14 protein-coding genes are annotated in these 24,277 nt (G+C 42.8%); 3 read left to right on the top strand and 11 right to left on the bottom strand.

Features of this window, described 5'->3' with window-relative positions; all coding sequences use genetic code 11:
• Positions 1-239: 239 nt before the first annotated feature.
• From EAE89_RS13240 to hpaB, 4 genes are all read right to left on the bottom strand, one after another.
• Complete coding sequence (locus EAE89_RS13240; RefSeq protein WP_214086027.1) at positions 240-6,782, bottom strand: Tc toxin subunit A-related protein; 6,543 nt, start codon at positions 6,780-6,782, stop codon at positions 240-242.
• Positions 6,783-7,217: 435 nt separating this feature from the next.
• Positions 7,218-8,687, bottom strand: a complete 1,470-nt coding sequence (gene dtpB, locus EAE89_RS13235) for a dipeptide/tripeptide permease DtpB (protein WP_054477724.1) — start codon at positions 8,685-8,687, stop codon at positions 7,218-7,220.
• A gap of 336 nt (positions 8,688-9,023) precedes the next feature.
• Positions 9,024-9,539, bottom strand: coding sequence for a 4-hydroxyphenylacetate 3-monooxygenase, reductase component (hpaC, locus tag EAE89_RS13230; protein ID WP_054477727.1), 516 nt, complete (start codon positions 9,537-9,539; stop codon positions 9,024-9,026).
• A gap of 20 nt (positions 9,540-9,559) precedes the next feature.
• Entirely contained in the window at positions 9,560-11,122 is a 1,563-nt protein-coding gene (hpaB, locus tag EAE89_RS13225; RefSeq protein ID WP_054477729.1) for a 4-hydroxyphenylacetate 3-monooxygenase, oxygenase component, read from the bottom strand.
• A gap of 891 nt (positions 11,123-12,013) precedes the next feature.
• Here hpaB and EAE89_RS24400 point away from each other — a divergent pair.
• The 3 genes from EAE89_RS24400 to EAE89_RS13215 are packed head-to-tail and all read left to right on the top strand — an operon-like array spanning position 12,014 to position 15,672.
• The gene (locus EAE89_RS24400) at positions 12,014-12,307 is read left to right on the top strand and encodes a DUF6347 domain-containing protein (protein ID WP_422615515.1); all 294 of its coding nucleotides are present in this window, start codon (positions 12,014-12,016) and stop codon (positions 12,305-12,307) included.
• Entirely contained in the window at positions 12,237-12,656 is a 420-nt protein-coding gene (locus tag EAE89_RS13220; protein WP_244866438.1) for a hotdog family protein, read from the top strand. Before EAE89_RS24400 ends, EAE89_RS13220 begins: the two co-directional genes overlap by 71 nt.
• Before the next feature lie 4 nt (positions 12,657-12,660).
• Complete coding sequence (locus EAE89_RS13215) at positions 12,661-15,672, top strand: PfaD family polyunsaturated fatty acid/polyketide biosynthesis protein (protein ID WP_214086026.1); 3,012 nt, start codon at positions 12,661-12,663, stop codon at positions 15,670-15,672.
• 290 nt (positions 15,673-15,962) lie between these two features.
• On the opposite strand, the gene EAE89_RS13210 is transcribed toward EAE89_RS13215, so the two are convergent.
• The 7 genes from EAE89_RS13210 to hpaX form a co-directional block, all read right to left on the bottom strand.
• Complete coding sequence (locus EAE89_RS13210) at positions 15,963-16,445, bottom strand: hypothetical protein (RefSeq protein ID WP_214086025.1); 483 nt, start codon at positions 16,443-16,445, stop codon at positions 15,963-15,965.
• Positions 16,445-19,273: an RHS repeat protein gene (locus tag EAE89_RS13205; protein ID WP_214086024.1), complete on the bottom strand. Its 2,829-nt coding sequence runs from the start codon at positions 19,271-19,273 to the stop codon at positions 16,445-16,447. The genes EAE89_RS13210 and EAE89_RS13205 overlap by 1 nt, the downstream gene beginning before the upstream one ends.
• Positions 19,274-19,513: 240 nt before the next feature.
• Entirely contained in the window at positions 19,514-20,260 is a 747-nt protein-coding gene (locus EAE89_RS13200; RefSeq protein ID WP_214086023.1) for an SDR family oxidoreductase, read from the bottom strand.
• Positions 20,261-21,059: 799 nt separating this feature from the next.
• Positions 21,060-21,371: a YjeO family protein gene (locus tag EAE89_RS13195; protein WP_054477740.1), complete on the bottom strand. Its 312-nt coding sequence runs from the start codon at positions 21,369-21,371 to the stop codon at positions 21,060-21,062.
• The gene (locus tag EAE89_RS13190; protein WP_161804220.1) at positions 21,371-21,529 is read right to left on the bottom strand and encodes a hypothetical protein; all 159 of its coding nucleotides are present in this window, start codon (positions 21,527-21,529) and stop codon (positions 21,371-21,373) included. Before EAE89_RS13190 ends, EAE89_RS13195 begins: the two co-directional genes overlap by 1 nt.
• Positions 21,530-21,932: 403 nt before the next feature.
• Positions 21,933-22,823 (bottom strand): 4-hydroxyphenylacetate catabolism regulatory protein HpaA, encoded by an 891-nt coding sequence (gene hpaA, locus EAE89_RS13185; protein WP_054477742.1) that lies wholly within the window; start codon positions 22,821-22,823, stop codon positions 21,933-21,935.
• A 24-nt stretch (positions 22,824-22,847) separates the two neighbouring features.
• Positions 22,848-24,224 (bottom strand): 4-hydroxyphenylacetate permease, encoded by a 1,377-nt coding sequence (gene hpaX, locus EAE89_RS13180; protein ID WP_214086022.1) that lies wholly within the window; start codon positions 24,222-24,224, stop codon positions 22,848-22,850.
• Between the last annotated feature and the right edge of the window lie 53 nt (positions 24,225-24,277).

Here is a 24,277-nt window from a genome sequence, read left to right as displayed (position 1 = left end):
CACACCAAAGGTAATATAATTATCAACAATAACGAAATGAAATAATTGCATTTGTTACATATGGTCTACTATGAAAAAGAAGATGATTAATATTTTGTAATGAGCCGAAGGAAGTGTAAGACGGTCAGAAAGGAATCATGGAATTTCATTTGTGAGTGATGGAATATATTTTGTAATATTGATTGAGCAAAAAGATACAGGCCCCATTAGGAGCCTGTTTTAGCATTGAGTTGAGCGAGTTATTGGCGAATGGTGTAGCGAATATGCAAGATGATATCGCTCAGTGTCTGCAACATGGTTTTTTGTTTACCCGTTGCATTCGGAAAACTCAGCGTCAATGTACCGGTATCATTAATCGCAATTCCTTCAAACGGCAGAAATTTGCCATTGTTGAAATCCAATTGGAACTGACCGTTGTCATTCATTCCATGGGAAACGGCCAGCGCCTCACAACCTTTAGCTAACCTAGAGGTATCTCCATTGTAGGACAGAATTGCCTGTACATCTTGGTATGGTCCTAACAGGGCTGGCAAGGTAACACTGAGCTGTTTAATACGGCGGATGTTGCTTGCACCACTGTCCTCTGGGTAGTCATTATGTAGTGATAGACCTGCCAGAGAGATTGTGGTGCGTAGTTGGTTGTTTTTCAGCGTGACAGGATGACTGTCATCGTCAGGCGATTCGGCTTTACCTGTCAGCAGGGTGGAAATACGCGTTGCCAGATTAAACGGTTGTTCCAGCAAGGCGGCATACACTTGCGTCAATGAGATAGTACGTTCCACTTCCAGAGCGCGTTGATCCCATTTCAAATGTGCATCTTCCATTTGTGCCAGATTCAGCATCAAGGTTTCACCTGCGAGCAAACCAGCATGTGTTCCCTGCCAGGCCCCGGGCTTAATAAAGCGGGTAGAAGTATCATTGGTCTCCCAACGATAGGCCATTTCTGCCATCAAACAACGAGCTATTACCAAATCATAGAATTGGAAGTAAATAGCAGTTAATCGACCACGTAGCCAGTTATACAGCGTTTGATTGCTGAATTTGCGTTGTAGGAAGGTCAGTTGTGCCTGGATTTGTTCCTGTTGTGTTTTCAGGCTGGTTTTCTGCAATAACGCAGCTTCACGGCGTATCGCTAATGAACTGAGTTGGGAATTGATTTGCTTTATCTCTGCTTCGGCATTATTTCGCTGGATTTCCCATTCTTGATGGCGGCGGCGATAGGCTTCTGACTGGCTAATTTTATCCGCTTCTATGTTCATAACATTGGCGGAAAGCGCCATGATATGACCTGTAGCTTCGGCAATTGCCCCCCAGTGGCTGCCACCATCAGCGAAACCGAAAATATTAGGTGCGAGATCCAGAGCGGCCCCTGCCAAACGTGATGTTTGCAGGGCCGTATTGAGATCGGCAGCGGAGGCATGCAACGCTATCACTCGGTTTTCACCGGCATTGATATTTTCATCATGTAACTTTTTGTAGCTATCAAAGCGTGATTGCGCTGCGTCTTTAGTTTTTTCCAGCACGGTTTTTTCAGCATCCAGTTCTTCAATAGTTTTGTCCTGTATGCTCAGAGTCGTTAATATCAGCTCTTTTGCCTGATTTTGTAGAAGGCTATTTAATGCTTCTGCATCCTGACGTTCGATAATATTTTGTAGTGTGGAGCCGAATTGTGTTAGCTGATTCACCATGCTGCGGGCGTTTTCCAGCATCTGAGTGAAGTGCCACAGTGGTATAAATTCAGATGGCAGATTGCCGCTATCTTGTGAGTTGGCGATAGTAGCGCTGAGTAATGTTTTAGGATCTGTAGGTGTAGCATATATCGCCAGATGCAATGGCTGACCGTCAATGGAGAGGTTATGGCGCAGATTGTACAGTCGTTGTTCTAGTGTTTGCCAGTAGTTCAGCATCACTTCATTGACTTGTGGTAGGAAAAGATCTGTTGGTCTGTTGTGCAACTCAACATTACCTTGCCGCAAGGCGACTATTGCGCTGGAGTGCTCTTTTTGTTTTTCGGTTTTAGCCGTATCACCCAGACTTGGTTTACTCCACTCTGAACTGAGCGATAGATGAGGTTTATCACCTAACAGATGCAATGCCTGCATATACCACATCTTAGCTTCGTTGAGAGTGTCCCGTTCCAACTGGCGATAGGCGTAATCTCCACGTGTCATCAACAGATCCAGGGTGCGCATAAAAGTAGCAACTTTGTAATGCATGGGATCATGTTGCGCTATAGCATCAGGATCGACGGCTTCTAAAGGATCATCGTTCCAGCTAGTGTCTTCCAGTAATGGACGAACATTCCAGCGATAGTGTTGAATTTGACCATGTTTAATATAACCGGATGGGTTCCAGACATATTTTAGCCAACGATTAGCCTCATCAAAGTTTTGTTCGTGTAGCAAACGCTGAGCAATTAACATCGGGGTATAGTAGAACAACTCCCAAAAATAGAGACTGTTAGCACCGCTGAAATCCATGGGTTCGCTGTTAATATCACTCAGAACATTGACGCTCTGGAAATGTTCTAGATTAGAATCAAGTTTTACGAATACTTGCTCTTGATGGTTTTTAATAAAGAGAGAACCTGGTCGGTAATTATATGAATCTTCCCGGACTTTCTTGAAAGTCATATTAACTCTGGCGTGATAATCAGGATTCGGAAGAGCATTAGGATCGGTGATCAGCGGGATAAATAGTGTGACACTGACACTGGTATCTTCTAACTGACCTGAGTAGATAGTATATGGACTATCACCAGCAGGATATCTGACATGAAGCTTAAACCAGCGCTCACCATGAGTCGATGGATTATAGGGGGGGATCACAAACGTAGCATAGAAACCCTGACCTAACTGCGGCTCCTGAATATTCTGAGTATCTAGACTTAAAATAGTGTCGATTCCAGCAGTGGCCTTGCTAACCAATTGACGGGCGAATAGGGTATTAAGGCGGGTACGATAAATTCCCCACTGTATATATTGTGCCCTGTTGGTATCATGGTAAAGCGTTAAGATATTATCGTTATTAGTCTCTATTGATGGTGAGACTTCATACCGGTTATTCACCTTTATGACACTATTGACCCCAGCACCGGTATCAAACTGTTTACCAATGTTAGTTATGTAATCTCCGAGATTGATATCTTCAGATGACATATTTAAGGTGATATTCAGTCCTGTTATTGGTTCATCTATTGTGTATTTATTCACTGCCTCTTGTTTTTGATAGAACATTACCAGCAGTTTATTGTCTTGATAACTTGCACAATAGAACCCTGGTTTTTGCTCCAGTAGATACTGTTGCTTTTGTATCTCTTGTTGATTTAACTCTTTTTGTTTTCCCAGTATGCTTATTTCCGTCGTTGATTGCCCTTGTTCTGTCAGATTTTTCTCCCATAGCCTTAGTTGTTCCTTCCGTTGTTTTAGTAGCGCCTCTAATAGATCTGATGACTCCAGTGGCTCCACAAGTTCTGGTGGACTTATCGGTTGCAATGGTAGGAATGGTTTTAGCTGTTCTTCATATTCCTGCTGCTGCTTCAGTCTCTCCTCTAACTGTTTTTGATACTTGATCAATTGCTCCAATAATACCGATGTGTTCACTTGTTCTAACGGTGTTAATGTTCTAAAAACAGCAGATATTTTGTCATTCACATCAAAGGTTATTGGCGTACTCCAAGTGGCGTCATAACGAATATGTGCCAGTTTCAGTTCGTAATAATAGTCTTCGACAGTTTGATGTTTATCGTCTGCTTGCTTGGCAATCTTCTTTTGCTCCAGCCAGATTAAATACAGGCGGGATTGGTATATGACTGGACGGATAGTGCTGTTATAAGGGTTCATCGGACAGTCAATTTTGTGCCACTCACTCCAGGCGTTAGGGGCGAATTTTCCATTGTTGAATTTGTTGTGATCCACGCTACGCCAGTAATATTGATTAATTTCTGTTTTACTGTGTCCGATAAAATAGGTGAGTCCTTGATGACTATTAATATTGTCGTGATAAGCACTGATGACTTCTAAATTAGCGACCTGTTCAAACGACGTCAGATAAGACATAAAAGCATCTTCGGCGGTATCGGTATTTAATTGGCTTTGACTGACGGATTGCAGTAGAGCATCCATCATTTTTGTTTGCCCGATGCGTATCGTCGGATCGATGTAATTTTCAGGATAGTAAATAAGCTTAGCAACGCTGGCCCAGGTGCTATAGCGTTTATTGTATTTATCCCAGTTGGTAAAGAATGGACGGCAGGTGACATTTGTGATGGTATCTGCTTCCATATTTTTCAATGCCCGGTTGATGTATAGCTGGATACTGGCGATAGCTTCTGCGATCGGCGTCGTTTTGATGGCAGCGGAAACCTGATTATCAATTAATAAATACTGATATAGGTCATCACGGTTTTTAATTTTTGCACTTGTGTTGACGGCTTTACGGATATAGTACTCACTCAAAGCAATACTACGAGACTCATCCAGAAAAGCGTGTAAAGCATGGGTCTTTTGAGTATTCAGCCCAGCGGTTAATATCGCAGCTACGTTTTCCCATTGAGCATAGGTAGGGTGAGATTCTGCGGTTAGTAGTTGTGCTAGCGTAGAAACTTCTTGGGGGGAAATATTTAACTGACGCGCAACGCTAACCCATTGCAGGAGGGTGTCAATAGATGCCCAGTTGGAGAAATTATTTTGCGCTTGATGACTGGCTTGCAACAGCAGGTTTTCATCAAGATTCATGGCGTTAGCCAGTTGTTCCGCCGTTAATGTTTTACCTTCGAAGGCTGTTAGCACGGTGGAAGCTTTGTCATCCAGAGAGTTAACCCAGTCAGCAAAACGTGTCAGCATTATCAGTGATAGTGCATTATGCGTTGACGCTGTCATGCCAAAGAATTGCGGTTTTGTCACAAACAGACGTAAGGTATTCTCGCTGAGGTCAGTGGAGTGATAAATCAGTGCTAATTGTGCCAGGCACTGGCAATACTGAGCCGCGTGCTCTGGTGTGACAGGGAGCGGTGGTTGTTCTGAATTATGTTGTTCTGAATTATATTGAGCTTGCAACCACCCCCAGAATTTTTCTGCCGTCATTGTACCGTTGCCAGGTTTTAGTTGATCTGCCCAGGTAAGCACGTAGTGAGCGGCGTTTTCAGACGGTAATTGCAGAGCAGCAGCGACATAAGGAGATAGGGCTGCCAATAGTTGGTCTGGCTTACTTTCATCATTATTAAAGCCTTGCAAGCCATTGTAGGCAGTATCAAGTAAGTTTTGGATTTCTGGTGTTATCGTTTTGTCATAGTTGGTGGTAGTCATGACAAACAGCTGATACACACTCCATTTCCGTGTTCGTAGCCACTCGGTAACGGTATAAAGTTTGTCAATCAGAACAGCCAGATGGCTATCACTGATCTCGGATAAGTTGTTTGTCCCTTCACCGATGGCAACCAGCAGTAAATTCAACTCATTAGTCGTTAACTGATGGATATCAGCCAGCGATTGGGTCAAATTGAGGTGAGAAGGATTTGTTATATGAGTCCTTTCTGTAATAGAGACTTTGCACAGTATTAGCGCGGTTTCAGCATCAATACCGTAACGCTGCATATAGTATTTAACTCGAAAGGCTTTCCTTAATGCCTCTACATTGATATCCGGCTCGTCACGAAATTCATTGTATGGGGGAAGGGCAGGAACTTCTATGAGGTCATAAATATCCTCACCTCCAAGTTCTGTAGGTTGAGATGTATGGATACTACCAGAGATAATGTTTTTAAGGATTGCTGGGGAGAGTTTCGCTATTCGAGACAAACGAATAATCTTATTGAGTCTTAGCAGATAATATTGAGCAGGTTGCTCACTGTCTTCATTCTCCATCAACTGATGTACTCGTGCAATTTCTTCCTGTTTAATAAATTGATCGGCTTCTTGATCCGTCAGATGATAATAACTTTTCAACTGTTCTGGTTTGAACATTAGGGAGGGGGCAATATCACCAAAGATCCGTTGATAAAGGTCTTGAACATTATCTTCTGTAGCATTGGTCGTCAGAATATTAAACAAGTCAGGAGAGACAGCAGCATTAATCTCAAGCAGGGAGGTTTGATATATCAGCTTGGCAATTGGGGTTTCTGGAGATGTATTAAATGGATTTAATATTGGTGCCTGTAACTGAATAACTTGACGTATATTTTCATAAGCATCGTGATACGGCATTGAGTCGGCAAGGCGGAAGGTTGATAATTCTTGCATTACTTTAGTCTGGTCTTCTAACTTAGGTAGAGTTTTAATCCCTGCCAGCAACACCTTATTAGACAGAGAAAGGGTAGAAATTTCATCATCCATATTTTGCTGGCTGAGCGTCAGTGATTTTAGATCCGGGCGACGTGTATCCAGATGATAAATAGAACCTTGCACATGTAAATCCTGCGCTTGACGATAAAGTTCTGTTAAATAAGCAGCAGGAGAAAACATGGAAGATACCGCTCCTGGGATTACATACTGATTGGCCCGACCACCGAATTTACTGTTATAACCTTGCAGATCAGCATGAGGTGTTGTGAGGGCCAGCTGAATGGCATTTTGCAACTGAGGATTCGCACGTTTGAGAATATGCGCTTCATGCAATTGATTATCCTGTTGTACATCAAGATATAAACTGAGGGTCTTTGACCAAGAGAGCTTACCGTCCATTTTGTGGAGAAATTCGTCAAAAGAGAGGTGGCCAATATCTAGTGGGGAATTAAAGCCATTATCTTTTAATATTCTTTCGAGTTCGGGCGTGAGTGTATTCATGTTTATTCCTTTTAAATATTAAATAAATAAAACACTTATGCTGCCCTGAGTATCATGGGTACAATAATTTATACTCATTAAAATAAGGCAGAAAATATAACGTCTGATAATGATTGGAAATAAATTGAAATTAACTGACAAATAAGAAGAAATCATTCAATCATTAATTATTTCATAACGTTATTACCTTATTGTTTATTTAAACAGCCGTTGTTATGCAATAACAAAATTTATAATTTCATGAACAATAGTTGTTATTATTTATCATAAGAAAATGAAATAATTGCTTTTGTTCTGAACGAGGCTTTACGAAATGAGATGATTAATATTTTTCTGTAAGCAGAAGAATTAATGGAAAAGTGAACTATTCCGCTCGAATAAAAATGTTTAAACGAGCGGTGTAACCTCCTTTGACGAGGTTTTATTTAAAACAAATTATGCTTTTTGTTTTCCATTCATCATACGATTCAGCCTCGGTACCGTGATTGCCATGATGATGGCGACAATAAAGGTCGCAATACCAATTTTGCCAAATACGTTGGTATAGACTGGCAACGTTTCCAGTGGATCAGTAATACCTTCCGGTACCGCAGTAAAAGCTGCTACATGGCCGCCGAGTAAGAATGAGGTTGCTTGAGTTAAGTACCACATCCCCAGAATAAAGCCCATCAAATACTGAGGAACCAGAGCAGCGACCATTGCCAGACCGAGCGCACCGATCATTAATTCACCCAGACTTTGGAACAGATAAACCAGAACGATAAACCAGGGTGAAGTCAAACCTTGTTCATCAGCAAACCACAAACCGGCAGCCGCGGCAGTCAGGAAACCTAAAGAACACAGGAACATACCAATTGTAAACTTAGTTGGCATCGTCAGGTCTTTACCTTTAGAACCCCAGTGAGTGTATAGAGCCGCTAGTATCGGACTAGCAACCACTATCCAGAATGGGTTGAGGGCCTGGAAACTGACTGGGTTGATATCAAAACCAAGTAACTGATGGTGAACGTTATTGATTGCGAAGAAGTTCAGGGAAGTTGGCATCTGAGCATATAGGATGAAGAATACAATAGCTTGCAGCATCAGAATGAAAGCAACAAACATTTTGTTTCGGCCAACTTTATCCTGCTTGAATGCTTCACGGAAGAAGATAAACACGATAATTACAGACAGCCCAATCAGAACAATATTAGCTATGTTCACATTGTGCATCAGCCATGCACAAATGAAAATCATCACAACACTTCCAGCCAGTACCAGAGTCAGGTTTTTATAGTTGATTCGTTGATGATCGGGTTCAGAACCAATATTGCGAACCGTATTGCGAAAGAGGATATAGAACAACAAAGCAATAATCAGGCCAATACCACAAATATTGTAGGTAATGGCATAACCGAATTTTTCAGCAATGACTGGTGCAATCGCGAGTGAGAACAGGGAACCGATGTTGATTGACATGTAAAACAAAGTAAATGCTCCGTCCAGACGAGGATCTTTCGGTGGATAGCATTTAGATAGCAGGCTAGCCGGGTTGGCCTTGAACAGGCCATTACCAACGGCAATCGTTCCTAATGCGTAGAAAATTAATTCAGGTTTCAAGATCGAAAGACCTGTCATAAAGTAACCTATTGTCAGAACGATGGCGCCTAACACAATGGTTCGTTTGGTCCCCAGTAAGTGGTCACCTACATAGCCACCAATAGCGATCAGGCCATAGACCAGCGCAGCAAATGCTCCGAAGGTGGTAAATGCTTGTTCTTGAGAAAACCCTAATTTGTGTACAAAATAAACAGCAAGAATACCCTGTACGCCGTAGTAGCCGAATCGTTCCCAAAGTTCGACGAAGAAAATCATAAAGAATGGTTTGGGTTGTTGTAATAAACCGATGGATGCGGGTTTATTCATAGTTAATTGCCTCTGATTAGCTAATATTTATTGGAATACACACAAAAACTCACAGTAACATTCAGTAACATAATGTTTTGATAAAATTATGTTTTTATGTGATTTGTCCAATTGTTTGCGAACAAGGTAGATTATTATATGGTTAAAATAGGTTCTTGGTGGTTGATCACACTAATATAAATAACAATATTAAATTTAACAGTATATTCATCAGGTGAATGTCAGAAATTGTAGGGTTTAGAGAGTGGTTAACTGCCAGACAAGAAAAGAAGACTATTCAGGCCGGTTAGGGCCTGAATATTGGAGGAACAGTTTAATCATCTGATGGATGGGGGGTTAAACGGCAGCGGCAGTTTCCAGCATAACTGGACGGAAATTACGCTTGAAGTAGATCAAACCATGTCCTTGTTCGCTTACCGTAATATGTCGGATTTTGACCAGATACACATTATGAGTACCTACCTCTTGAACTTGTTCAATTTCACCTTCAAGACTGGCGAGGGTACCGGTTAACACAGGTTGGCCTAACACTCCTTTCTGCCAGATATTCCAGCGAAAACGTTCTTCCATACTGACGTCGGTCATGCCAGCAAAGTGGCGTGCCATCAATTCTTGCTCATGGTTTAAGATATTTACACACAGGCGGCCATTTTCCTGAAAAACAACATTCATAGCGCTGTTACGGTTAAGACATACCATCAGAGTGGGTGGCGTATCGGTGATCGAGCACACCGCTGTGGCAGTGATACCACAGCATCCGGCATTGCCATCAGTGGTGACGATATTCACCGCTGCTGACAGGCTCGCCATCGCATCTCTGAAACGCAGGCGATGTTCATTTTCTACAGACATAATTGGCCTCCTGCTACTGGTTATTTCAGCAGCTTATCTAACTGGTTAATATCGTTATTGTTGTATAAGTGTGGTCTGAGCCAGCCGTTCTGATCGTAATCAGAAAGGCAGCGATCAACCATATCCATCATTTTCTTCATATTGCCAGAACCATGGGCATGACGTAGACATTGCATACGAATTTCATCTTGGCTGCCAGCGTAATTAATTTCATACAACTCATGACGACCGCCGAATTCACTGCCAATTGCATCCCACATCAGTTTTAAGATCTTAATTCGTTCAACATGATCTATGCCGTTGGAACCGCGAACATATCGGGCCAGATATTTGTTGATTTCTGGGTTATTCATGTCACGTACACTGGATGGCAGATAAATCAGGCCACTGGTGACGTTTTTTTCAATAATATTCTTAATCTTGGTATAAGCCGTTGGCGCCATAACCCGATAAGTTTGTATCGCTTGAGTATCCGGCATATAGGCTCCGCCTTTCCACGGTTTAGCTTCGGCCCACATTGCATCACTCAGCGACCAGAACAGGTTACGCCAGGCAACAACTTCACCTAAATCAGCTTGAACACCTCGGAATTCTATCACTCCGGTACATTCCAAGCTCCTTTGCAGCAGGGCGGTAATAAAATCCAGCTTCACAGCCAGACGTACACAAGCCTGTAATGGGTATAGGCTTGCGAATCCTGCTTGAACTGCCCAGTGACGAGCGCGGTCAAAATCACGGTAAATCAGGACATTTTCCCAAGGGATAAGGACTTTATCCATCACCAGAATTGCATCGTTTTCATCAAAGCGGCTGGATAAGGGATAATCGAACGGAGAACCTGTCGCACCTGCTACGAGTTCATAGGAGGCGCGGGAAATCAGTTTTACCCCATCAGTATTCATTGGTGCGACAAACATCAGGGCGAAGTCAGGATTATCTCCCATTATTTGCGCGGAACCGAAACCAATAAAATTATAATGAGTCAGAGCTGAGTTGGTTGCTACCACTTTTGCGCCGCTGACGATGATACCTGCATCAGTCTCTTTTTCCAGTTGGATATAAACATCACGTGTCTGATCTGCGGGTTTATGGCGATCAATTGGAGGATTAACGATGGCGTGGTTAAAGTAAACACCCGCTTCCTGAATACGTTTATACCAGATACGGGCGTTGTCAGAGAACTGACCATAATATTCAGGAAATGCGCCTAGTGCATTGCCGAATGCCGCTTTATAGTCAGGCGAACGACCCATCCAACCATAAGTTTGACGTGACCATTCAGCGATAGCATCACGTTGCTGACGTAACTCATCTGCGCTGGTGGCAAAGCGGAAAAATTTATGAGTATATCCACCACTGCCGGTATCGGTATTCCAGCATAAAGTATCATGGGTTTCCGGGGAGTGCAGTGCGTCATATAACTGACCGATTGAAGCAGCAGAATTGCGGAACGCGGGATGTGTAGTGACATCTTTTACGCGCTCACCATAAATATAAATTTCGCGACCATCCTGAAGGCTTTTTAGGTACTCTTCACGGGTAAACGGGCGTTTCTTATCGGCGCGAAAATCTTCTGGTTTCATGTCTACCTCACAGTCTGAATAAAAAGCGCCTGTTTTGATATCAATATAATCAATGTTGGCACTGATATGTTAATTTAATGTTTATTTTGTGTTTCTTAATTGAAGCTTCAGAACGGCTTTTCTTGAATAGATTTTTGGAAGGTTCGCTGGTACTTTTCGTTGAGGAGTTGTGATTTGTCACTAAACTGTGATCCAGACGATCTTTTGGTGACGAACTGTTTTAAGATCTGTCTTTCGTCGGCTGAATTGATGAGGTGGTAATTGTATGATCTATTAAGTAAACGGTGACTAGGTTTTTCTCTTTAATATCTTGATAATCAAATTTTCTCCCGATCTTCCTCACATAATTGTTACAGTTTTATTATCTATTTCACTGTATTTCATTGTATTTATTTATGTTTTTTAAGATTTTTATTTTATTTGGTATAAAATGTTATTTTTTATTTTTTTTATGGTTTTTATAGTCTTATATTCCATTTTTTTACCATTGCCCATACATATAACAATTTATTAATGTTTGGTTTTTTTGTATTTAATTGATTTAAAAGGATTATGTTGTCTTTGGTTTTTGATATAAAACAATTTTTACTGGAATTTGAAAGTTAATCTAAACCGATGTATACCAATTATCATAAAAATAAGGCCAGTTTTATTGCCTTGAAAAATACAAAATAAACCAATATAACTCGCACATGCCTTATATACCCTATAGATTTCAAGTTGCAGGGCGACGGCAAGTGAACGCAGCCAACAAAGCAGCAGCTTGAAAGATGAAGGGTATAGATAACTCTGTGACTGGGGTGAGTGAGTGCAGCCAACAAAGAGGCAACTTGAAAGATAACGGGTATAACATGGTGGGGTATATCTATTAGCAAGGTACAAGGTAAGAGCATGTTATGTGTACTTATTGGTAGTATTTATTTTTTCCTCAGCAGCATGGCAGGAAACCCAACCTTCATTGATATTTCTCTGACATTATATTCACTGATGGCGATTATTTCCGTCTCAGGGGAAGTTATTTTTTACAGTACGGTTCAGACTGTCAGGAAATATGATTGTGAGAATAAGACTAATCTTAATAATAATATTCTTATAAACGCGGGACGAATGGTTAATGTACTTTTTAATCTGTGCCTTCCGTGCGTTTATCCTCGTCGTTTGTTTTGGCCCGAAATATGCCTTTGAAGTTGAAGACTGTGAACAACTGATGCAGTTCTACCTATATTATCTGGGGCTGAAATCGCAAAGCGATTTGGTCTCCCAAACACTGTATAACTTTCAGCACAGCGCCAAATTCCGTAGTGAAGTAAAGCGTGAGCGCGGCGTGTTACGTTATCGTCTAACCTGTAAATCGATTGATGCACAGTACCAAGATAATAGCACCACCTTGACGGCTATCTCGCTGATCTTCATTGCTGAAATCATCTATCGCGGCAACGTCATTGGTTTGTGCGATAACCTTGGGATAGGCTTTACTCAGCGCCTGTCTCTACCTTCCACCTCCTCTACGACACTGTTGACACAGGGAGCATGAAAAAATGAGTCATCGTTTGTCTGTTAACCAATCCGGCAGCCGACGCCCAACGTCCGCGCTGCCACTGACGGCGGGTTCCGCCAGTTTGTATGATCTTGACCACGCTCTGCAAGTAGTGCAATTGGGTGACGGGGTAGTGCTGTTACCGGCCAGTGAGCCACTTCCCTCCGAGCAGGCGGTTGTGCTCGGCATGCTACCGGCGGTGACGGAAGCTGATTTGGGGGATGACAGTTTCCGCCGGGATTATGGTGTACGCCTGGCCTATTACGCTGGGGCTATGGCAAATGGTATTCATTCAGAAGAGATGGTGATCGCCTTGGGTCAGCAAGGTATCCTGGGCATTTTTGGCGCTGGTGGCTTGAGCATTTCGCGCATTGCTGAGGCTATTACCACGCTGCGCCAGCACCTACCCAACGGGCCATTCGGTGTCAACTTACTTCACACTCCCAGCAACCCGGCGTGGGAAATGGCTTGTGTGCGGCTGTGTATGGAGCAGCAGGTCAGGGTGATTGAGGCTTCGGCTTATATCAACTTGAGCACAGCGTTAGTGTACTACCGCGTTTGTGGGCTGACGCAGCAACAAGATGGCAGCATCCTGCGTCAAAATCGCATCATAGCTAAGGTATCACGCCGTGAGGTTGCTGAGCGTTTCTTGCGTCCAGCACCGGAAAACATCCTGAAAAAACTTCTGGCTGAGGGGGTGATTACCGTCGCGCAGGCAGAGCTGGCGCGTCAGGTGCCGATGGCAGATGACATTACCGTGGAAGGGGACTCCGGCGGCCATACTGATCAGGGGGTACTGTCCTGCATCTTTCGTTCCATAGTGCAGCTACGTGATGATATTGAACGCGAGTCTTGCCACGGTTTCCGGGTGCGGATTGGGGCAGCAGGTGGTTTGGGAACCCCTCACGCTATTCTGTCTGCCTTTGCCCTTGGCGCGGCGTATGTGGTGACGGGTTCTATAAACCAGGCTTGTGTGGAAGCCGGCACTTCTGAGGTGGTAAAACAGATGTTAGGCAAGGCGCAGACAAGCGACGTGGCAATGGTGCCGTCGGCAGATATGTTTGAGTTGGGCGCTAAAGTACAGGTGTTGAAGCTGGGTAATATGTATGCAATACGCGCCCAGAAGCTTCTCGCGTTGTATAAACAGTACGACAGTCTGGATGCGCTCCCGGCGCAGGATGTGGCTCTGTTAGAAAAACAGATCTTCCATAAGCCGCTGGCTGATATCTGGCAGGAAACGGTGGCCTATTTCCAGCGTTGCAACTTGCCGGCGGTGGTTGAAAAGGCGGAGCAGCAGCCAAAGAAAAAAATGGCGCTGTTGTTCCAGTGGTATCTCGGTCAGTCATCACGTTGGGCGATAAACGGTGAAGAGACACGGCATATTGATTACCAGATTTGGTGCGGTTCGTCGATGGGGGCAATGAACGAATGGTTACAGGGTACGCCACTGGAGGATGTGGCTCAGCGCAAGGTGGCTGAACTTGCTCACCTACTGATGAGTGGCGCCGCTTACCTGGCTCGCATTGCACTGCTTGAGCTTATGCACGTTATGCTTCCTGAGTCGGTTAAGCAGTATGTGCCGTTTAACTTATCCAAAGATGCGGACTATACCAACGGTAATTTGACATCACAAACACAGGCGGAGGGTAAGCAACCTATGGGTACAGCAACAAAACTGTCATTGGAAAGTTCAACAGAATTTTATAAAAAGTGCTGTGATCTGTTACCGGGTGGCAGCCATTACAACTTTGGTGATCCTGAACGACCATTGGTGATCCCGTTCAACCGTGGGCGCAACTCGCGCATTTGGGACCTGGATGGTAATGAGTACCTCGATCTGTTCTGTAAATTCGGGGCACTGTTTGTCGGCCATCACAACGAAGCCTACAATGAATCTCTAATCCAGTACATGGGTAAGGTCACGTCAGTGGATACCTGCGACTTGGAAGTGGAAGTGTGTGAAACCATGGTGAAGCATATCCCCTGTGCTGAAATGGTTCGCTTCTGCCTGAGTGGTACTGAGGCGGTACAGAACGCATTACGTCTGGCTCGCGGTTTTACCGGCAAAAATCGTTTTATCCGTTTCCACGGTCATTACCACGGTAGTGCCGATAACATCATCGGGTGGCGGAATAAGCAGGATCTTCACTATCCAGTGCCGGAGCAATTCCAGGGCGACTTGCTCGATACCTGTGGACGAGCGACCGGCTCGATGACTGAGCAATCCTTTATGCTGCCGTGGAATGACATCGACGTACTCGCGGCCACTATTGAGCGCTATCATGGCGAAATCGCTGCTGTGTTGATGGAGCCTATCTGTCTCAACGGTGGGGGCATTTTCCCGCGTGAAGGTTATCTGGAAAAGGCCAAGGTGTTGTGTGAAAAATACAATATTGTGCTGATTTTCGATGAGATTATCACTGGTGTGCGCTTGGGACTCGGCGGTGCACAGCAACTGTTGGGCGTTACCCCACATCTGGCGACGTTTGGCAAGGCGTTGGGCGGCGGTGCAATGCCAGTTTCCGCCATCGTTGGCCGCCGTGACATCATGGACTTGTATACCCGTGGTAAGGTGATCCATGCCGGTACTTTCAACGGTTATCCGCTGGGGCTGGCGGCTATCAAGGCAACCCTCTCACTGATTGAGCGTGATCCGAGCTGCTACGACCGTATGGCTGACATTACCCGCCAACTTTCCAACGTCTTCGTTAAGGCTGCTAAAGCAGTTGATTTACCGCTGGTGGTTCAGGGTATGCCAACCGCACTGGTGTACCACTGCCAACAGAAGCCGCTTGAACGATCCCAAGACTACAGCGATAAGGTAAAGTTTTGCGATATCATCATCCGCGAAACCGCCAAACACTACGGCATCCAGTTCTCACCGTTATCGCGTATATATTCTAACGTGTTAATGTTGCAGGATGATGTGCGCTTCTTTGAAGAACGTATCTTCGATGCCATGGCGAACGCCCGCAAGATCATCGACATCACTTTTAAAGAAGGGATGGATTGAGTTGGTAAATGGCTGTCATCAGTGGTACAGCAGGCGGTTTTATTTGACGATTGTTAAGATGTTACTGGATGTCGGCTATCTGGCGGTCGCGTTGGGTCATAGGTGTTTCTTCTTGGAAGAAACACCTCATTCAATTGTAATTATTTCAAATTGTTATATACCCAATAGATTTCAAGATGGATCACGACGGCAAGGGCGCGAATCCCCGGGAGCATAGATAACTCTGTGACCGGGGTGAGTGAGTGCCGCCAACAAAGAGGCAACTTGAAAGATAACAGGTATAAATAAATTTATTCAACGGGTTGTAATGAAACAGCCATTTCCAAAGCAATTTTTGAAAAATTTACCCCACCATCTACAGCAGGCTGTAGTTTTAATTCATCAAGTGCATAAACAATAGCGGCTCTATAACCAATTCGAAAAAGTATGACATCATCTTTGTTGTTTACATAAATACCAGCAGTACATATAGAGCCATCACTTAATTTCAAATCAATGGTGTTGTTCATGCTGAAATTGTCCTGACCGGCAATATACGCATCACAGATAACACCAGAAAGAAACAACAGAGGCATCTTCCGTTGTTTGATATTTTTCCACCAGTCTGGCGATCCAAAAAGTCCATACTTCCCTTTAAGACCCATTTGGGGCTTTAATTGGTTAAGTGTTAACTCTTGTGTTAATGAGATACGTTTAGCATTGGTTTTTAGCTCCTCAGAGAGTAAAAAGACGCATTTCATAGGAATACAATCTTGTTCTAAATTAAGTAACATTAATTTTTCCTCTCTGAACGGACTAGTTTGTAACCAATAATGTTTCTATTGAACGTTTCTATTGCCATACCTTGACCAAGTTGTGTTGTCATTTGCCCACCTTCTACTTTGAAGCGTGCGTTTGTTTGCATCCACTCCCCGATGCCTTTTAACATATGAGGGAATTGAACTTCAGCTGGCTTATTGGCTGCGATACCAATTTCTTTAAGTTGCTCAAAGGTACCTGGTTTGGTTATAAATTGGACCGTATGCCCTTTGTAATCTAATGAATAAGATAAAGCCGGAGAAATAGAAGTTTCAGTGGTTGGGGGTAACTTACCGGTTTGTTGTAAATGTTCATAATGTTGCTCTGACATTGTTCGATAAAAGATCTCATTGCCATGAGCGTCAAACTCCAACACTGGATTTAACGGATTTTTTGTGCCTTTGGCGGGAATACCAGTTCCAATTGGTGTTTTAGTAAGACTAATTCTGTCTGGGTTTTGAGCGTTTTCATCAAACTTAGGCGTATATTTATCTGACGTTTTTCCAACGACCTTGGCGGCTTGGCTTAAGGTTTGGGGGTACCCTTTTGACGCCAGTTCTGACTCATCGGGGGCTTTTTTCTTCCGACTGTTTTCCAGATTAGTAATAAATTTTTCAGCAGCGCTGTGAGCATGGGCGTATGCAGAACCCCTTAGCTCTCTAATACCACCGAGATACTGCCTGATATCTTCAATATTATAATGTTTGAATCCAGCGACTGCATTGCGTGTCAATGAGACTAAGGACGGTGGTGATTGTACTGCCTCAGTTCGAGATGATGTCGGCTCTAACATTCGGCCATCTGTGTCTATAAAGGTGACGGGATTATTGCGCACCATTTGGTACAAATTCAGTCCATCTACCGTTCCGGCTGGATCGGCACTTAGCCATCTACCTATCCACGGCTGATAATACCGAAATCCATAATAATACAATCCCGTTGCATCTCTTTCTTTGCCTGAGTACCGGATAGTCTTGTAATTGGCTTCTGTCCTATTCTTTGCCGCCCATAAAGCGGTACCGCCAAATGGATAGTACTCTTCCTGACTAATAATTTGCCCTTCATGATCCAGTTCAAGTTGGCTGGAGCCAATCGAATTATCAACGCTGTAGCGTAGCTGATTGTTGCTGATATCTGCTGGTGGAGTGGTTTCCCAGTGCAATACTCGCACTTGTGCGTGACCCGCCGTCCCTACCGTAATAACATGCAGGTTTTCTGTTATAGCGTTGCCATTTTGTGTTGTACGTAGTTCCAGCCCGGGAAGATAAGTGACTCGTTGTTGTTGGCTGTGACCGGTTTGCTGCTCATTAACTTTTAACAGACGCATCCCGTTACTGTCATAACGATACCATTCCCGGTCACTGATATTTTCATGATTCACTGATGTTACCTGTTGCAGTTCGCCCCGTGCGTTCCAGCTCAGATTTTGCCCCGGCATCAGCAATTTTTGATGTCCGCCAGTATCAAACAACGCATCTACTTGTGTCGGATCTGTCGTTAGTGAATCCAGCACTGCACGGTTACTGTTATTCGATATTGTCAGATTTGTAGTGTAATTATTTTTAGTGGCTGGTGAGCTGTGTTGGATTTTGGTCAGGTTGCCACTGCGATCATGGGTGTAAGTTCGGAGATAATTGGTGTAGGTATTATTATCATAAGGGAGAGCAGGGGAGGGAAATTGATGCTTTTGCTGACTGATATTTGCCATCTCACGGCCTGTTGCACTGATGAGCTGGTACAGGGAATCGTAATTATAGGTATTTTCCGGCACCACTTTCTGATTGTGCCAGAAGCGGGTGGCTTCTGCATCGTTACGGATGCTTATCACGTTGCCTACTGGGTCATATTCATAGCGTAAATCTTGTAACACTTGGGAGTCTGACGGGCGGTGGGTTTTGATACCGATAAGCCGCTGAGTTTCCGGTTCATAGGTGTATTCGGTGATAACGCCGTTACCGTGTTCTTCACGCAGTTTCTGGCCTGCGGCAGAATAGGTTAGGGATTTGATAATGATTTGTTCGTTCCGACCTTTCATGGTTAACCAACTGTTTTTCAGTTGTCCAGCAATATCATAGGCCAGATGTTGTACATTATCTTTTGCATCTATCTGAGTCAGTAAAGTACCGGTAGCATCAAAAGTACTTTGTGTGGTGTAAGTTTCATTGTTCAGTTTCGCCAGCCAGTTGGTTTCGTTATCGCCTACCCAATCTGTTTCCTGATCATCGGTCAGTAATTGACGAGACTGAGATAATATGTTTTTGGTTAGCGACAATCCTCTCAGTTGATTCAAGCCTGCGGTATCGTAGTGGCGCACACACTGACCCGCGAGATTATAATTTTTTTCTTCTGGTGTATTCCCAGCCCAGATAAAGCGTTCAGTGACGCAGGGTGCTTTTTCTGGTATTTGCTCAGTGATTGACAACAGACGGCCTGGTAAGGAAGAGTCTTCATATTGCCGGATTTGTATGACTCCGGTTGCAAGTTTTGTCAGTACTAAACGGCCTTCAATATCATTGAGAGTGACAGTGCAGCCTGCATCCACGCTTTCTGTTCGTAGGAGATTACCGGTCAGATCGTACTGCCAGATAAAGTTAGGTTGTCCCGAGTTAGTATCATACAAACGTGGATCAATGCTGTAGTTCAAATATCCGTGGGCATCATATTGATGGCGGGTAATACGGGTATCTGTATTACCTTCTGCAAAGGCACGATGGAAGTCGATATTACGGATAGTCAGGCCACGGTTATCGTAGACGCTGACTGAGGGAGTGTGTTGATAAAGTCTTGAGTCAATATTTTTCATGATTTACCTCTTTGTTATATTTACGAATTTCTATCATTAAGTTTCATTTACATTAAGTTGTATAAGCGAGCTGATATATCATTTATCCAGGCGGTAGTAATCAGATGTGCCATCAATATGCTTGCCCATGCCAATTAATAATACATCTTCGGTATTAATTCTGGGGTAATTGAAAATATGGGTCGCTTTTCATTTTCTGGTCTGTTTTCCATGTATAGCTAGATTCAACTTAATCGATATTTATTTCCCTCCGGCTAGATCAATAAAATTTCCGGTTACGTATGAAGCTTCATCCGACAGTAACCAGGCTATGGCCTGTGCGACTTCTTCTGGTTGCCCGCCACGTTTCATTGGGAGGGAATTTTTTACCCGATCGACTCGATTTGGCTCGCCGCTATCGGTATGCATATCAGTATAAATAAATCCGGGGCGAACAGCATTTACCCGAATGCCTTGATCTGCGACTTCTAAAGACAGACCGATAGTCAAAGTATCGATCGCACCTTTCGATGCGGCATAATCGATATATTCGTGCGGTGAGCCTAGTCGAGATGCGACTGATGAAACATTGACGATTGAGCCTCCTTGGCCGCCATGTCGGAAAGACATTCTTTTAACCGCTTCTCGTGCACAGAGAAAACTTCCCACGACATTGGTGGCAAAAATATTATTCAGGCGGTCAGCGGTTAGTTGTTCAATTGATGCTTGTGGTTTGAGAATGCCGGCATTATTTACTAAGCCGGTTATACATCCAAGTTCTTTATCGGTTCTCTGGAAGAGTTCTATAACTTGTTTTTCGTCAGCGATATTGACCTGAATGGCGATAGCCTTACCGCCCATATTATGAATAATTTCTGTGACTTCCTGTGCTTGATCTTGATTAGTGTGATAGCCAATACCAATGTGATGCCCTTTCTCTGCCAGATAAAAAGCCGTTGCTCGACCAATGCCGCGTGATCCACCAGTAATTAATGTAATTTTTTGCATAATGTTCTCATTTACAGTTTTATATTAATAAATTAAATATCAAACGCGGTGATGTTAATAAGTCAAATTGAAACAAAAAAACTTTTGCATATGCTATAGAAATGTTTTCAATATTGCTATTGTTATTTATATAATTGTTTTTATTTTATCTAAATTTAACTTATTTATATGTGATTAATGTTCTTGCAGTTTGGTTAATAAATAGCATGGGAATTCATTGAATAGCGCTTTTGAAGTATAATGTATAATTATTTATTACCTTCAAAAGTACTTGTTTTTACTTGAAAACTTTACAGATAGAAAATTGATTTATTTATCTTTATTTAAGGTGTTCATTTATAAAATTTTGCATTATTTGGAATGTTTGATTCAAGTAATATAATATCAATAGCTTGCCGAAATTTCAGTTCAAATTCATCGTAATGCATGTTCTCAGAGTTTTTTTGATATCTTTAGCAATAGCAGATAAGTGAATGAATACTATCTAATAATACTAGTGGTGCGGTATTAAGATAATTTAATTGTAATTCGCCTAATTCATTAAGAATCTTGCCGAGTAACTCATAATCTTGACGATAAAAAGCTCTTTTAAACTTATTTATATACTGTAATCTTTCTTTAATGTCCATTGTATTTAACCTTTTTATTTACTGTTACATTAAAAATCACTATGGTTAGTCATCTTTCAAATTGCCTCTTTGTTGGCTGCGTTCTCTTGCTGCCGCACTGCAACTTGAAATCTATTGGGTATATATTCAGGTAGCATCTGCTAGTCGCCACCTGAATATCTGAAATTATTTTAAATGCATACTATAAGGCGGATAAAAAAACGCCATATCCAATATGCCAGTAAAGCCAATGTCATTATATTAAGGGAAAGTGATTTGAATCTTTTTTTCACAACTGCATAAATTAATGGTGATACAATTAGTAAACATACGGGAGCAAATACATCACGGTTATCATCTATAATTTCTTTATATACAACACAAATGTCTTTTATATCCCGATCACCTATATAATATTCTTCTTCCAAATATGACATCGTATATATGAATAAGGCGCAAAAGGTGGCATAAAGGGTATTTAAGGCTATGGTCGATTTGCACATTATAAGATGCCCATTATTGAATTTTTTCTTTTCTCTAAAGCTGTTCTGCCGGATTCATTATATTCTCTGTTGCTGGATAACCATTTATAACGTATGAAGGCTGTAGCATCAGAACGTCGGAATCCAAACTCATTTGCCGTATAGTTAGGATCTTTCATATGTTGTTTCCTTGTCTTTAATAAATTTATCTATATCATCGGCACTCCTATTGCCATCATTTTATCCGTCGAAATTCCAGTAAGTTACACATTCCAGTATATGCGGAATTTTAATTCTGGGAAGAGGTTTTGTAATAAAAATTCTTGAGTCTAAGGGAAATTAATAACAGAGAGCATAAAGTGCTAGAAAATAGATAGCAGGGTAATCATCATCCGATTGTAGTTTAAATAGGATGCTGTCTATTGATATGACAATTTTCTGGTTTCATATTTACTTTAGGATTGAAATAAGAAGTGCCAGTATTGATATACCCAATAGATTTCAATTTGCAGCGCGGCGGCAAGTGAAAGCAGCCAACAAAGAAGCAACTTGAAAGATGACGGGTATAGTCAATATTAGCATTTATTTTTCATAAATATTTCTTTCCCGCCAAAAACTGGGGGAGCAGCCAACCAATCTATTAAAGAAACGAGCAAAATAGGCGGGATCTTTGAATCCAAGCTGATAGGCAATTTCAAATACGGCACAATCACTGAATAACAGTAGTCGTTTAGCCTCACGTAGCTGGCGATCAAAAATCAATCTTTTAGGTGGACGGTTGGCAAACCGTCGGCACATATCTTTCAACCGTGATTCTGTAATTCCTAGTTTATTGGCATATTCCGGTACGGAAAGGTGATGATGGTAATAGTTGTCTATTAGTTGGTTAAATCGCTGAAATATTTTAATTTCCCCGCGTACACCATTAACAGGATGGTCATCAAGAGGAATATTACGCAGTAGCAAAGTGAATAATGCTTGTGCTAAAAATGTCAATGATTGTTCCCGTCCGGCAAAGTTATTCGCTGATTCGCGAGCTATCAGCGCCCAGTAATGGTTAAAAGCGTCTAATTCTGTCGGTTTATCTGCGACAGATAAGCAAATAGCTGGAATATCAAGAACATCTTTGTTTGCAGGATAGAGAGATTCCAATAGCGGTAATATCAGTTCCTGTCGCACGGTAAGGACATATCCGTCACTGTCATCTTGAGTAAGAAAAGCATGAGGAACAGATGGTGGTGTCAGGATAAACAGCGGTGCTTGTACAGAATAGTGTTGCTCATCTAACTGTAATTCAATATGTCCGGTGATCAGAAAATGAAGTTGGAAGAAACCATCATGACGATGAGCCTGCATGTTACGACCGAAAAATGCAGCCATTCGGCCAAATGTTTGATAATGCACATCATCAGTGCCTTGAGTTTCATCATAGTCTTTGCTGATATCAATATTGGCAATGATAGGCTCAATCATGACGATTTTTCCTTTTTATCGAAATTACGGCGTTGCTCTCTGTCTGGAATATTTCATTGGGATTGCCCAGATAATGGCGGCACCAATGACCAGTAATCCGGCAACGAAATAGAGACCAGTATTAAAGCTCCCTGTCTGATCTTTCAGCCAGCCGATTAATAACGGACTGAGTGCTGAACCTATGTTACCTGTAGCGCTAATAACTGCAATGCCGATTGCTCTTGCACGTAAGCTGATAGCTTGATCCGGCGTTGTCCAGAAGACCGCCATTGCGGTAAATGAACCGGTTGAAGCCATAATAATCCCAGTCAGTTGAATGACACTGTGGTTGGTTAATGAGGTCAATATCCAGCCTGCGGCGGCGAACAGATAGGGTAGAGCTGTGTGTACTTTACGTTCTTGTAACCGGTCTGAACGGCGACTCCAGTAAACCATCCCAATAATAGTACAAAACTGAGGAATAGCAGTCAGAATGCCGATCGTAATGTTACTGCTGCCCTGATTGAAGCTTTGCACAATCTGCGGCGTCCAGATATTAATCGCGCTCAGTGTGTTGGTCAGGCAGAAATAAGACAGAATATACATCAGCATGATCGGAGCGAAAATCTCACGCCATATACTGCGTTTTTGTATTGCCTGGTGAGTTGATGAGCTTGCCGGTTGAATCAGAGCGGATTGGTCATTATCCATCATCTCTTGTAAGCATTTTTTATCTTCATCTGTCAGCCAGTTAGCGCGTTTGGGTGAATCATCAAGGTAGAACCAAACGACAATTCCCAGTAATACCGAAGGAAAACCTTCCAGCAGGAATAACCATTGCCAGCCGTGAAGGTTCAGGAGGCCATCCATTTCCAGAATATAACCGGAAGCCAGAGAACCAAAAGCCATAGTCACCGGCATTGCCACCATGAATAGCGCATTGGCACGGGCGCGATAGTAAGCCGGGAACCAGTAAGTCAGATACAACAGGATACCCGGCACGAAACCCGCTTCGGCGATACCGACCAGCATACGCAAGATGTACAGGCTGGTTGGTCCGGTGGCGAACATGGTGGCAGTGGAGGAGATCCCCCAGAGCACCATGATCGTGGCTATCCAGCGTCGCGCCCCGACAATACTGAGCATGATATTGCTGGGAATACCGAAGATGACATAAGTGGCATAAAATAGCGTTGCCGCCAGACCGAACATTGTCGCGTTCAGCCCAAGATCTTTACCCATTGTCAGGCCGGCAAACCCAATATTAATGCGATCCAGAAACGAGAATACAAATAAGACAAACAGGAAAATAATCAGGCGACGAAATAGCTTGTTAATGACGGATTGCTGTTGTGCCGTTAGCTGCTTATGTTGACCAGCCGGGAGATCTGGCTGTTGCACGGCGGTTGATGAATCGCTCATTGTTATTTTCCTTACTTATTGTTTTATGTGTATTACGTTGTTTAGGAAATTAA

Origin of the sequence: Photorhabdus heterorhabditis (assembly GCF_018448905.1) — a bacterium.
GTDB classification, from domain to species: domain Bacteria; phylum Pseudomonadota; class Gammaproteobacteria; order Enterobacterales; family Enterobacteriaceae; genus Photorhabdus; species Photorhabdus heterorhabditis.
The sequence above is the reverse complement of the archived record's forward strand: the minus strand, read 5'-3'. Positions and strand labels throughout refer to the sequence as shown.

Coding starts and splice junctions, on each gene's coding strand:
- EAE89_RS13240 (WP_214086027.1), bottom strand. CDS start 6,782: ATGAATACACTCACGCCCGAACTCGAAAGAATATTAAAAGATAATGGC.
- dtpB (WP_054477724.1), bottom strand. CDS start 8,687: ATGAATAAACCCGCATCCATCGGTTTATTACAACAACCCAAACCATTC.
- hpaC (WP_054477727.1), bottom strand. CDS start 9,539: ATGTCTGTAGAAAATGAACATCGCCTGCGTTTCAGAGATGCGATGGCG.
- hpaB (WP_054477729.1), bottom strand. CDS start 11,122: ATGAAACCAGAAGATTTTCGCGCCGATAAGAAACGCCCGTTTACCCGT.
- EAE89_RS24400 (WP_422615515.1), top strand. CDS start 12,014: ATGTTATGTGTACTTATTGGTAGTATTTATTTTTTCCTCAGCAGCATG.
- EAE89_RS13220 (WP_244866438.1), top strand. CDS start 12,237: ATGTACTTTTTAATCTGTGCCTTCCGTGCGTTTATCCTCGTCGTTTGT.
- EAE89_RS13215 (WP_214086026.1), top strand. CDS start 12,661: ATGAGTCATCGTTTGTCTGTTAACCAATCCGGCAGCCGACGCCCAACG.
- EAE89_RS13210 (WP_214086025.1), bottom strand. CDS start 16,445: ATGTTACTTAATTTAGAACAAGATTGTATTCCTATGAAATGCGTCTTT.
- EAE89_RS13205 (WP_214086024.1), bottom strand. CDS start 19,273: ATGAAAAATATTGACTCAAGACTTTATCAACACACTCCCTCAGTCAGC.
- EAE89_RS13200 (WP_214086023.1), bottom strand. CDS start 20,260: ATGCAAAAAATTACATTAATTACTGGTGGATCACGCGGCATTGGTCGA.
- EAE89_RS13195 (WP_054477740.1), bottom strand. CDS start 21,371: ATGTGCAAATCGACCATAGCCTTAAATACCCTTTATGCCACCTTTTGC.
- EAE89_RS13190 (WP_161804220.1), bottom strand. CDS start 21,529: ATGAAAGATCCTAACTATACGGCAAATGAGTTTGGATTCCGACGTTCT.
- hpaA (WP_054477742.1), bottom strand. CDS start 22,823: ATGATTGAGCCTATCATTGCCAATATTGATATCAGCAAAGACTATGAT.
- hpaX (WP_214086022.1), bottom strand. CDS start 24,224: ATGAGCGATTCATCAACCGCCGTGCAACAGCCAGATCTCCCGGCTGGT.